The following is a 12,347-nucleotide window of genomic DNA, read 5'->3' on the forward strand; positions in this document are numbered from 1 at the left end:
GCAAACACGTAATCACGCTTTCGCTAACACGCTCTCCACCAACCGCTGCCAGAAGGTAATACCGATCGGCAGCAGCTCATCATTAAAATCGTAATGGGCGTTATGCAGCGGGGCGGAAGGCGTTGCGCCATCGGCACCGAGCCAGAAATAGGCGCCGGGACAGGCTTCCATCATGCAGGCAAAATCTTCCGAAGCCATTGAAGGGTTCACCTGCCAATGCACCTGCGACTCGCCGAGCACATCAACCGCCACCGTACGCACCTGTTCGGCTTGCTCTGCATGGTTGGCGGTGACCGGATAACCGGGATACCAGTGAATCTCGCCGCTAACGCCAAACGGGCGCGGCAACGTAGTGACAAAATCCTCAATCAGACCGCGCACGCGATTGCGCACGTCGGTCTGCAAACATCGCACCGTGCCGCGCAACACAATCTGCTCAGGAATAACGTTAATCGCTTCACCGCCGTGAATCTGCGTCACGCTCACCACCGCCGAAGCCAGCGGCGACAGACGACGCGACGGAATGGTTTGCAGCGCCAGAATCAGTTCGGCGGCTACCACCATTGGATCGGCACCGCTCTCCGGCATCGCCGCATGGCAGCTTTTACCGTGCAACGTAATTTCGAACGAATCGAGAGATGCCATCATCGCATCCGGGTTCACCGCCAGCGTGCCCACCGGCATGCCCGGCCAGTTGTGCATGGCGTACACCGCATCCATCGGGAAGCGCTGGAACAGACCTTCTTCTACCATCTTGCGCGCGCCACCCAGATTCTCCTCGGCGGGCTGGAAGATGAAGTGAATGGTACCGCTGAAGTTGCGCGTGGCCGCCAGCTGACAGGCCGCAGCCAGCAGCATAGAAGTGTGACCATCATGGCCGCAAGCGTGCATAACGCCGGCTTTTTGCGACTTCCACTTTGGCGCGCCTTTTTCGGTGATCGGCAGCGCATCCATATCCGCGCGCAGGCCAATAACCGGTCCGGGACCGTTCTCTAAGGTGCCGATCACGCCGGTGCCGGCTAAGCCACGAAATACCTGTAATCCGGCATCGGTGAGTACCTTTGCAACGAGCTCGCTGGTCTGCTGCTCCTGGTAACCCAGTTCAGGATGTTGGTGTAACTGACGACGCCAGTCGAGGGCGTTTTCCAGCAGTGCAGCAGGCAGGCTCATAAAGTAAGGCTCTCCATTAGCAGCGTGAGCTGCAAAATAATGTATTTACTGTAGTGGCAAGCGCATGGCGGCGTCTATCGCGGAACGGAATAATTTGGCTATAGGGTATAGCGGAATGGAATATGCGGGTTTTAATAAAAGAGGTCGCCATGAATGGCGACCCTACAATGATAATGCGCGAGGTGAACGTTATTTCTGCATCGGCAGGTTTAAGCCGTGTTCCTGTGCGCAGCTTTGCGCTAGTTCATAACCGGCATCCGCGTGACGCATTACGCCAGTGGCCGGATCGTTCCACAGCACGCGGCCTAAGCGCGCATCGGCTTCTTTAGTGCCGTCACACACGATCACTACACCTGAGTGCTGCGAGAAGCCCATACCGACGCCGCCGCCATGATGCAGACTCACCCAGGTCGCGCCGCCGGCGGTGTTCAGCAGGGCATTCAGCAGCGGCCAATCGGATACGGCATCCGAGCCATCCTTCATCGCTTCGGTTTCACGGTTCGGTGACGCCACGGAACCGCAATCCAGATGATCGCGACCAATGACGATCGGCGCTTTTAGCTCGCCGTTACGCACCATCTCGTTGAACGCCAGCGCCGCTTTGTGACGCTCGCCGAGACCCAGCCAGCAGATACGCGCTGGTAAGCCCTGGAAGGCGATGCGCTCTTGCGCCATGTCGAGCCAGCGGTGCAGATTCTGATGATCCGGGAACAGCTCTTTCAGCTTGGCATCGGTTTTGTAGATATCTTCCGGATCGCCTGAAAGCGCCACCCAGCGGAACGGGCCTTTGCCTTCGCAGAACAGAGGACGAATATAGGCTGGCACAAAGCCAGGGAAATCAAAGGCATTTTTCACGCCTTCATCCAGCGCCACCTGACGGATGTTGTTGCCGTAATCCACGGTCGGCACGCCCATGTGATGGAAGTCCAGCATCGCCTGCACATGCACCGCCATTGAGGCGCGCGCGGCTTTCTCCACCGCTTTCGGGTTGCTGACACGCTCGGCTTCCCAGCGCGCCACATCCCAACCGACCGGCAGATAACCGTTAATCGGATCGTGCGCCGAAGTCTGATCGGTGACGATGTCCGGCTTCATGCCGCCCGCTTTGGCGCGTTTCACCAGCTCCGGCACGATTTCAGCGGCGTTACCCAGCAAGCCAACAGAAATGGCGCGCTTCTCTTTGTTTGCCTGGTCAATCAGCGCCAGCGCTTCGTCCAGCGTGTAGGCTTTGTGGTCAACGTAGCGAGTACGGATACGGAAATCGATGCGTGATTCCTGGCACTCAATCGCCAGCACGCTGGCACCGGCCAACACGCCAGCCAGCGGTTGTGCGCCGCCCATGCCACCTAAACCGGCGGTGAGGATCCAGCGGCCGCTGAGATTGCTGTCGTAATGCTGGCGACCGGCTTCGGCGAAGGTTTCAAAAGTACCTTGCACGATGCCCTGCGCACCGATGTAGATCCACGAACCGGCGGTCATCTGGCCGTACATCATCAGGCCCTTTTGATCCAGCTCGTGGAAGTGATCCCAGTTGGCCCAATGTGGCACCAGATTCGAGTTAGCCAGCAGCACGCGCGGTGCATCGGCATGAGTGCGGAACACGCCCACCGGTTTGCCGGACTGGATCAGCAGCGTCTCTTCCGGCTGCAGCGCGCGCAGGGAACGCAGGATTTGCTCAAAGCACTCCCAGTTACGCGCGGCTTTACCGATGCCGCCGTATACCACCAGATCTTCCGGGCGCTCTGCCACGTCAGGATCGAGGTTGTTCTGGATCATGCGGTAAGCCGCTTCAATCAACCAGTTGGCGCAGTGTAATTCATTACCGCGCGGCGCACGGATTTCACGGGCTACAGCCTGAGTCAAAGTTTCGCTCATCATCGATTCCTTAATTAACAGTCTTACGCTGGCTTGGCAGCAGCGCGGTAAGGGATTCAGGCCATGCGGATGCGCTGGCCCACAGACGCATGGATTCGATATCCGGCGCCAGTAAACGGTCGTGATCGAGGAAGGCCACGTTCTCGCGGATGCGGCTCATCTCCTGTTCCAGCGTCGGCGAGCTCTGCAGCGGACGATGGAAATCGATGCCTTGTGCAGCGGCCATCGCTTCAATACCCACTACGGCGGCGGTGTTGAAGCACATGCTGCCGAGGCGGCGGGCTGCGTAGGTCGCCATCGAAACGTGATCTTCCTGGTTGGCGGAGGTCGGCAGGCTGTCAACGCTGCCGGGATGCGCCAGCGATTTGTTCTCAGACGCCAGCGCCGCCGCAGTGACCTGGGCGATCATAAAGCCGGAGTTAACGCCGCCATCATTGACGAGGAACGGCGGCAAACCGGAAAGACCGGTATCCAGCAGTAGCGCCAGACGACGCTCGGAGATCGCGCCGATTTCGGCAATCGCCAGCGCCAGAATATCGGCGGCGAAAGCCACCGGCTCAGCGTGGAAGTTGCCGCCGGAAATCACATCGCCGCTGTCGCTGAACACCAGCGGATTATCGGAGGCGGCGTTGGCTTCAATCTGTAATACGCGCGCGGCGTGCGTCAGGTTATCCAGGCAGGCGCCCATCACCTGTGGCACGCAGCGAATCGAGTAGGGATCCTGCACGCGACCACAGTTGGTGTGCGAGCCGAGGATTTCACTGCCGGATAATAAAGAGGAGACGGCGGCGGCAACGTTGATCTGTCCAACCTGGCCGCGCGCTTCGTGAATACGCGCATCGTAAGGTTTCACCGAACCTTTAATGGCTTCCAGCGACAGCGCACCGGCCATCAGGCCGGCAGCGAACAGGTTTTCCGCTTCGAACAGACCGCGCAGCGCCAGCGCGTTAGAGACCTGCGTGCCGTTGAGCAGCGCCAGACCTTCTTTAGGGCCCAACACAATCGGCTGCAGGCCAACGCGCGCTAAGCCTTCAGTCGCGGGTATCAATTCGCCCTCGACGCGTACCTGACCTTCGCCCAGCAGCATCAAGGAAAGATGTGCCAGCGGCGCCAGATCGCCTGACGCGCCAACCGATCCTTTCTCCGGAATGCACGGCATCACGCCCGCGTTGAACAGCGCCAGCAGCGCTTCAATCAGTTCGATGCGCACGCCAGAGTGACCGCGCGCCAGGCTGATAATTTTGGTGGCGACCACCAGCCGCGCCACATTGTCCGGTAGTAAATCGCCCAGGCCAACGCTGTGCGACAGCACCAGATTGCGCTGCAGCTCTGCCAGCCGCGCCGAAGGGATCTGCGTCTGCGCCAGCTTGCCGAAACCGGTGTTGATGCCGTAAACCACTTTGCCGGATGCGACGATGGCATCAACGGTTTCATGGGCACGGGCAATCGCTGCGCGCGCTTCATCGGCCAACGTGAGCGTTACCTTGCTTTGATAAATGCAGCGCAAGGTCGCGAGGTCCACTTCACCGGGAACGAGGCGAATTTCCTGAACCGAACCTGACATAGTCTACTCCTGTCTATACAAGTGATCTGGCATGAATTGGACGCCGATATTTTGCGATGTGGCTGTCCGATTTGCCGTGGATTGCGATGAGTGAAGCATAAGTGTCTAATCTTGTCTATACAAGTAGCAAGCGCTATGCCAGATTGTTCTTGTTCTGTGAAATGCGGCGCAAAGCGGTGAAAGAGGCGCAACCGCAGCGTGATTGCACCGGAATGGCACGAATGCTGCACCAATGCTGGGCGGATTGCACAATTAGATGTATATACATTTACCGGCTGAGACAGTAAACTTTGGGCATTATTCTTTAAAGGAACAGGAAATGGCGGAGCAAACAGCAGTAGCACAGCTGGCTGCGGCGATGGGCGATGAGCCTGCGCCGATTTACCAGCGGGTGAAGCAGGCGATCGTTAGCCAGATCCGTGAAGGCCACTGGAAAGCCAATCAGCGCGTGCCGTCTGAAAGTGAACTGGTGAACGAGCTGGGCGTCAGTCGCATGACCATTAACCGCGCGCTGCGTGAGCTCACCAGCGAAGGTTTTCTGGTGCGCATGCAGGGCGTAGGCACCTTTGTCGCTGAGATGAAGGGCTACACCGCGATGCTGGAAGTGCACAACATCGCCGATGAGATTGCGCAGCGCGGACATCGTCACAGCTGCAAGATTTTGTCGATTGGGCAGATGAAGGCCGATCCAGAACAGGCGGCGGTGCTTGGATTATCTACCGGGCAAACGCTGTTCCATTCGCTGATTGTGCATTACGAAAACGATCTGCCGGTGCAGCTGGAAGATCGTTTGGTCAATCCGCTGGTGGCGCCGGATTATCTCAGTCAGGATTATCATCAGCTGACGCCGTACACCTATTTGATGCGCGTCGCCCCGCTGACCGCCGGTGAGCATATTGTTGAAGCGGTGCTGCCGGATCTGCGCCAGCGTAAGCATCTGGCGCTGGATGAACATGAGCCGTGCTTGCTGATTCGTCGTCAGACGTGGAGCGACAACAAGATTGTGACCTACGCGCGCCTGCTTTATCCAGGATCGCGCTATAAGTTGCTGGGTCGCTTTAGAGGACACGGTTAAGCGTGACAAATAACAGTCTGGCATCCGACGTTTGTGGTGCCAGCTGTAGCTTTTCATCCAGCCACCACATCCCCTGATCCACCGCCAGCGTTTCTCCGGCCGATGTTTGCCATGTGCCCGCTACCACCCACGCCACGCCGTTTTCACTGCTGACCGCTTCCTGGGCGATGCTCACCGCAGAACGCCAGCTGTCGCGCCGCGTCATGATATTGAAATCCTGACAGCTGCCCGAAATTTTAGCTTCAATTGCCCATTCACCGGGAAACGCCCACGGCTGCAGCGGAGTTAAGTGCTGCTGAGCCTGTTCACTCTCAAGTAAAACGCTGTCGCCATGCAGCAAGGTAATCACCCGATCGATGCCGGGGAAGGGCGAAAACGGCCCGTCGGCGGAGATAGTGGCGATGCTGGCGCGCCAGGCAAACTGTGCGTCGCCCGGCGGATAGCTGACGATTTCCCGCGTTTCACCGCCGCCGTTGCGCCAGCGGCTGACCGGAAGCTGGTCATAGGCAAAACGGGTTCTCATTGTAATGCCCTCATCGCCTCAGCGAAGTGGATCGCTGCGTGCTCTTCTGCCGCATGATGGCCTGCACGAATCACCTGTTTGCCCGCCACAAACACGTCGCGGATCTGTTCGCGCTGTCCGCCAAACAGCCAGCGGTTTAACAACGATGTGCTGCTGACGCTGCTGAGGAACGCGTCTTCTGCCAGCACCAGCCAGTCGCCACGTTTGCCAATCGCCAGTTCACCCGCCGATAAGCCACACGCCTGCGCACCACCCTGTGCGGCTTGCTGCCACAGCAGATCGCCGACGGAAGGTTGATTGGGCAAGGTGATGCGGTTGCGACGACGATCGCGCAGTCGCTGACCGTACTCCAGCCAGCGCAGCTCTTCTAATGCGCTAAGCGACACGTGGCTGTCGGAGCCAATGCCCCAGCGACCGCCGCGCGCGATGTATTCCACCGCCGGGAAAATGCCGTCGCCGAGATTGGCTTCGGTGGTCGGACACAAGCCCGCCACCGCGCCGCTCGCCGCCATGCGCTGAATTTCATCGTCATCAAGATGGGTGGCGTGAATTAAACACCAGCGCTGATCGACCTTGAAACGGTTGAGCAGCCACGCCACCGGACGCTCGCCGCTCCACGCCAGGCTATCGTTAACCTCTTTCTCCTGCTCGGCGACGTGAATGTGCACCGGCACATCCTGCGGGCAGGCGGCTAAGACCTCGTGCATCTGCGCTTCATTCACCGCGCGCAGCGAATGGAAGCAGATGCCATGATTAAGCAGCGGCTTATCCGCGCTCCAGCTTGCCACGCGCTGCTGCTGTTGCAGATAGGCGTCGGTTTGCTGAATGAAACGGCGCTGGCCGTCGCTGGCCGGCTGCGAACCAAAACCGCTGTAGCTGTAGAGCACCGGCAGCAAGGTTTGGCCGATGCCCGCGCTATCTGCCGCCGCCATCAACGCCAGCTGCATAGCATCATCGGCGTAGGGTTTGCCGTGCGCATCGTGGTGCAAATAGTGGAATTCCGCTACCTGGCTGTAGCCGCCTTTCAGCATATCGATATAGAGATGCGTGGCGATGGCGCCAACCTGCTCGGGCGACAGGCGCTGCACCATGCGATACATCAGATCGCGCCATGTCCAGAAGCTGTCCTGCGGATCGCCCGCCACTTCGGCCAGTCCTGCCATCGCGCGCTGGAAGGCGTGTGAATGCAGATTCGCTATCGCTGGAATTACCGGTCCGGCAAGACGCGTGGCCTCGCCGGGCTCGCTGTTGGGCGCGAGTTGTGTAATCTGTCCAGCTGCGTTGGTGGTAATCAGCACGCGCTCATGCCAGCCGTCGGCCAGCAGCGCGCGTGGGGCAAAATAGGTTGTCATGGTTGATCCTGCATGGCGAAAGGTTGTATATACATATACATACTTTGAAGCCTGGTGTAAATCGCCGAACGCGAAGGGGAGTGGGATGGCAGAAACAGAGCAGATCGACAGCCTGTGGCTGGGGGCCGACATCGTTACGATGCGTGACGGACACTACAATCTGATTGCCAACGGCGCGCTGGCGGTCGATCAGGGAAAACTGATTTGGGTGGGGCCGCGCAGCGAATGCCCGGCTTTTGCCGCGCGTGAACAGCACCAATTTTCCGGCGGCATCATCACGCCTGGTTTGGTGGATTGCCATACGCATCTGGTGTTTGGCGGCGATCGCAGCCAGGAGTTTGAGCAGCGTCTCAATGGCGTGAGCTATGCAGAAATCGCTGCACAGGGCGGCGGCATTCTCTCCACGGTGCGCGCCACCCGCACCGCTTCCCAGCAAGAGCTGGTAGCGAGTGCGCGCTGGCGGCTGGATCGCCTGCTGGCGGAAGGCGTCACCACGGTGGAGATCAAATCCGGTTACGGTCTTGATGAAGCCAGCGAGCTCACCATGCTGCGTGCCATTCGTGAGCTGGCGGAAACGGTGCCCGCCGATGTGCAAGCTACTTGCCTGGCCGCGCACGGCTTCCCGCCGGAGTTTAAAGACAATCCGCAAGGCTGGATCGATATCATCTGCCAGCGCCTGCTGCCGCAGGTGAAAGCCGAAGGTTTGGCGGATGCGGTCGATGCGTTTTGCGAGCATTTGGCCTTTTCTCCTGAGCAAGTTCGCACGGTATTTGATGCAGCCAAAGCATTGGGCATGCCGGTAAAACTGCATGCCGAGCAGCTTTCGGCGCTGGGCGGCGCGGCGCTGGCGGCCGGTTACGGTGCGCTCTCCGCCGATCATCTGGAATACGCTACCGAAGCCGACGCGCAGGCGATGGCACAACATGGCACTGTTGCTGTATTGCTGCCGGGCGCGTTTTATCTGTTACGCGAAACCCAGCGTCCGCCGGTGGCGCTGTTCCGTGAACACGGCGTGCCGATGGCGCTGGCCAGCGATGCCAATCCGGGCACGTCACCGGCGCTTTCGCTGCGTCTGATGCTGAATATGGGCTGCACGCTATTTGGTTTGACGCCGGAAGAGGCGTTGGCGGGCGTGACCTTGTGGGGCGCCAAAGCGCTGGGATTACAGCACTCGCACGGTTCGCTGGAAGCGGGCAAGGTCGCGAATTTTGTTCACTGGCCGCTGGCGCGTCCGGCAGAGCTGGTTTACTGGCTGGGCGGCGAATTGCCGTGCCAGGTTATTTATCGTGGAGAAGCGCAATGACACCTTTTCATTTCACCGCTGGTAAGATTCCGCTGCTGGTCAGCATTCCGCACGCCGGTACGCAATTAACGCCGGAAGTGGATGCCGGTTTGAGCGACGCCGCGCGCGGCCTGCCGGATACCGACTGGCACTTGCCGCTGCTGTATGACTTTGTGCGCGATCTTGGTGCCAGCGTGTTGATTGGTCACTATTCGCGTTTTGTTATCGATCTCAATCGCCCGGCGGATAATCAGCCGCTCTACACCACGGCGACCACCGGTTTGTATCCGGAAACCTTGTTTGACGGCAGCCCAACCTTTGCTGCAGGTAAAACGCCGAGCGCCGAGGTGCGTCAGGGTTATCTGGACACCATCTGGCAACCGTATCATCAGCAGCTACAGCAGGAGCTGGCGCGGTTGAAAGCGCAGCACGGTTACGCGCTGCTGTTTGATGCGCACTCAATCGCCTCGGTGATCCCGCGCCTGTTTGAGGGACGTTTGCCGGATCTCAACATCGGGACCAACGATGGTGCCAGTTGTTCAACGGCGGTGATCGAGGCGATTAAGCAAGTTTGCAGCGAGCAGCAAGATTACAGCTGGATCGCGAATGGGCGCTTTAAAGGTGGCTACATTACCCGCGCCTACGGCCAGCCGGAGCAGGGCGTGCAGGCGGTGCAGCTGGAGCTGGCGCAGCTTAATTATATGGATGAAACCCCGCCATTTGCCTGGCAGCAGGATCGCGCTGCGCAGCTGCAGAAGGTGCTGAAACCGCTGATGCAGGCCTTTTTAGAAGCGGGTAAACCCCAATAAAACCACATTCGTAGGGTCGCCATTCATGGCGACCAATTAATGCTGTGAGTACATTTTAGACGGTCGCCATTAATGGCGACCCTACCTTGCACCATCGCAATGCATTCTCTGCTACACCACAGTGCAACATTACGTCCATCCCGTGACAATCCCCCTGATTTTGCGGCTTTGCCGATTTGGCATAGCGCTTGCTAGGTTGTATGTACAAGTAAAGACCACGCAGCGATTATCAATTTTTATACTGGCTGGCTCACAAAAAGCTTATGCCGACAATGATCTGCCGCACGCTAACTTGTATATACATGAAAGGTCATCTGCAAATATTGCACAAGCAGAGACTGACAAACTCGATTAATAGCCAGGAGAAGCCGCATGACGCACCGTGTTCAGATTCGCCGTTTTTGCCTCACGACCCTGTTTGCCAGCCTGATGATGAGCGGCATTGCCGTACAGGCGAAAGAGTGGAAATCGATCACCATCGCTACCGAAGGCAGCTATGAACCCTGGAACCTGACGCTGCCGGGCGGCAAGTTAGGCGGCTTTGAACCTGAACTGATGGAAGACCTGTGCAAGCGCATGGGCATTCAGTGCAAGCTGGTGGTGCAGAACTGGGACGGCATGATCGCCGGCCTCAACGCCGGTAAATATGACGTGATCATGGATGCGATTGTCATCACGCCGGATCGTAAAAAAGTGGTCAACTTCACCACGCCATATGCCTCAACGCCTGCCACTTTCATTACAACCAAAGATAGCCCGCTGCTGCCAGCCGATCACAACATCATCAAGCTGCATGACGATGAGAAAGAGATCAATGCGGCGATTGCTCCGCTGAAAGCGGCGCTAAAGGGTAAAACCATCGGTATCGCCTCCGGCACGGTTTACACGCCATTTATCGATAAGTACTTCAAAGGCGATGCTGACGTACGCGAATACACCTCGTCGGCGGACGCGATGCTCGATCTGCAATCGGGCCGTATTGATGCGGTGTTCGATGATGTGACCTTTGCGCAATCGATGCTGGCGCGCAAAGAGAACAACAATCTGATCTTCAGCGGTCCACAGCTCGGCGGCCCAATCTGGGGCGAAGGCGAAGCGATGGGCGTGCGCATGGCGGATAACGATCTGAAAGCCAAGCTGGATGAGGCGATTCATGCTGCGCTGGCTGACGGCACGGTGAAAAAGCTCAGTGAGAAGTGGTTTAAAACTGACGTAACCCCGTAAGTGAGGTGAAAGATGATGAGCCTGCTGAGTTTTGGTGCTGATGGTTGGGGCCGCCTGATCCTGAGTGCCGCCTGCACCACGCTGCTGCTGTCGCTGGTGGCGCTGATGATTGGTGCGGTGGTCGGTTCCGGTGTGGCGGCCGCCAAATTATCGCCTCAGCGCTGGCTGCGCTGGTTGGGTGAAAGCTATTCGGTGGTGTTTCGCGGCATCCCGGAACTGCTGGTGATCTACCTGTTCTATTTCGGCGGATCCGGCCTGATTACGCTGGTTGGGCAGATGTTCGGCGCGGATGGCTTTATCGAAGCGCCGCCGTTCCTGATTGGTGCGCTGGCTATCGGGCTCATCTCTGGTTCATATCAGGGTGAAGTGTATCGCGCGGCACGTCTGGCGCTGTCGAAAGGCGAGGTGGAAGCTGCGGTGGCGATTGGCATGCCGCGCTGGCGTATCGCGCAACGCATTCTGCTGCCGCAGGTGGTGCGTTATGCGCTGCCGGGCATGTCGAACGTGTGGCAGATGAGCCTGAAAGATTCGGCGCTGGTGTCGGTCACCGGCATCGTCGAGCTGATGCGCGCCAGCCAGGTTGCGGCCGGATCCACACGCGATTACTTCACTTTCTATCTGATCGGCGGCGCCTGTTATCTGGTGCTGACGCTGGTGTCTAATCATGCGTTTCGTCGGGCGGAATCGCGCCTTGGTCGTGCGTGGCAAAGTCGCACTGCGGCACAGCATTAAGGAGCAGCAGCATGATCGACTTCGCTTTTCTCTTTGATACCTTTCTCAAACTGAGCGCCGCGCTGCCGGTGACGCTTGGCCTGTTTATCAGCGCCTTTATCTGCGGCGGCCTACTGGCGATTGGCATTTTGTCTCTGCGCATGAGCCGCTGGCGGGTGCTGAGCGGTTTCGCGCGCGGCTACATTCTGGTGTTTCGCGGCTCGCCGCTGATGATCCAGCTGTTTCTCATCTATTACGGTCTTGGGCAGTTTGGCGTGATCCGCCACAGCTTCGTCTGGCCGTTCCTGCGTGAACCCTTTATCTGCGCGGTACTGGCGCTGTCACTCTGCACTGCAGCTTACACCGCCGAGATCTTGCGCGGGGCGCTGCTCGCGGTGCCAGCTGGACAAGTGGAAGCGGGCCTCGCCTGCGGCATGTCGCGCTGGCTGCTGCTGCGCCGCATTATCGCGCCAATCATGCTGCGCTATGCGCTGCCCGCGTACTCCACCGAAGCGATTTTGCTGGTGAAATCCACCGCGCTCGCCAGCCTCGTCACCGTTTGGGACGTGACCGGCGTGGCGCAGCAGATCATTCAGCGTACCTATCGCACCATGGAAGTGTTCGTCTGTGCGGCGGCGATCTACCTGATTCTCAACTTTATTATCGTCCAGCTGTACGCGCTGTTAGAGCGTCGTCTGACCCCGGCGCATCGTGTCGCAAAAAAGCCGTTGCCCGCCGTTAAACCGCTTGCCGGAGAGTAAT

General features: G+C 58.6%; 11 protein-coding genes. 6 read left to right on the forward strand and 5 right to left on the reverse strand.

What is annotated here, in order from left to right; genetic code table 11:
- Positions 1-12 precede the first annotated feature (12 nt).
- The 3 genes from VIJ98_RS06205 to hutH form a co-directional block, all read right to left on the reverse strand.
- Positions 13-1,170 (reverse strand): M20 aminoacylase family protein, encoded by a 1,158-nt coding sequence (locus VIJ98_RS06205; protein ID WP_323272786.1) that lies wholly within the window; start codon positions 1,168-1,170, stop codon positions 13-15.
- 189 nt (positions 1,171-1,359) lie between these two features.
- Positions 1,360-3,045, reverse strand: a complete 1,686-nt coding sequence (gene hutU, locus VIJ98_RS06210; protein ID WP_061717257.1) for a urocanate hydratase — start codon at positions 3,043-3,045, stop codon at positions 1,360-1,362.
- 10 nt (positions 3,046-3,055) lie between these two features.
- Positions 3,056-4,609, reverse strand: a complete 1,554-nt coding sequence (hutH, locus tag VIJ98_RS06215) for a histidine ammonia-lyase (RefSeq protein ID WP_323272789.1) — start codon at positions 4,607-4,609, stop codon at positions 3,056-3,058.
- Positions 4,610-4,928: 319 nt separating this feature from the next.
- On the opposite strand from hutH, the gene hutC reads away from it, so the two are divergent.
- Entirely contained in the window at positions 4,929-5,684 is a 756-nt protein-coding gene (hutC, locus tag VIJ98_RS06220; protein WP_008102577.1) for a histidine utilization repressor, read from the forward strand.
- On the opposite strand, the gene VIJ98_RS06225 is transcribed toward hutC, so the two are convergent.
- On the reverse strand, positions 5,668-6,207 hold the full coding sequence (locus VIJ98_RS06225) for a HutD family protein (protein ID WP_323272792.1): 540 nt from the start codon (positions 6,205-6,207) through the stop codon (positions 5,668-5,670). The two genes, hutC and VIJ98_RS06225, sit on opposite strands and share 17 nt — an antisense overlap.
- On the reverse strand, positions 6,204-7,559 hold the full coding sequence (locus VIJ98_RS06230) for a formimidoylglutamate deiminase (protein WP_323272794.1): 1,356 nt from the start codon (positions 7,557-7,559) through the stop codon (positions 6,204-6,206). Before VIJ98_RS06230 ends, VIJ98_RS06225 begins: the two co-directional genes overlap by 4 nt.
- 85 nt (positions 7,560-7,644) lie before the next feature.
- Here VIJ98_RS06230 and hutI point away from each other — a divergent pair, with 85 nt between their 5' ends.
- The 5 genes from hutI to VIJ98_RS06255 all read left to right on the forward strand — a co-directional run bounded on the left by hutI (position 7,645) and on the right by VIJ98_RS06255 (position 12,346).
- Positions 7,645-8,862, forward strand: a complete 1,218-nt coding sequence (gene hutI, locus VIJ98_RS06235) for an imidazolonepropionase (RefSeq protein ID WP_323272796.1) — start codon at positions 7,645-7,647, stop codon at positions 8,860-8,862.
- Complete coding sequence (hutG, locus tag VIJ98_RS06240) at positions 8,859-9,650, forward strand: N-formylglutamate deformylase (protein ID WP_154153174.1); 792 nt, start codon at positions 8,859-8,861, stop codon at positions 9,648-9,650. Before hutI ends, hutG begins: the two co-directional genes overlap by 4 nt.
- Before the next feature lie 372 nt (positions 9,651-10,022).
- On the forward strand, positions 10,023-10,874 hold the full coding sequence (locus tag VIJ98_RS06245; protein WP_256696020.1) for a transporter substrate-binding domain-containing protein: 852 nt from the start codon (positions 10,023-10,025) through the stop codon (positions 10,872-10,874).
- 12 nt (positions 10,875-10,886) lie between these two features.
- Positions 10,887-11,606: an ABC transporter permease gene (locus VIJ98_RS06250; protein WP_036647922.1), complete on the forward strand. Its 720-nt coding sequence runs from the start codon at positions 10,887-10,889 to the stop codon at positions 11,604-11,606.
- Between the two features lie 11 nt (positions 11,607-11,617).
- Positions 11,618-12,346 (forward strand): ABC transporter permease, encoded by a 729-nt coding sequence (locus VIJ98_RS06255; protein ID WP_008102563.1) that lies wholly within the window; start codon positions 11,618-11,620, stop codon positions 12,344-12,346.
- The last annotated feature ends 1 nt before the right edge of the window (position 12,347 follow it).

The organism is Pantoea sp. S18 (assembly GCF_045689705.1).
GTDB classification, from domain to species: domain Bacteria; phylum Pseudomonadota; class Gammaproteobacteria; order Enterobacterales; family Enterobacteriaceae; genus Pantoea; species Pantoea symbiotica.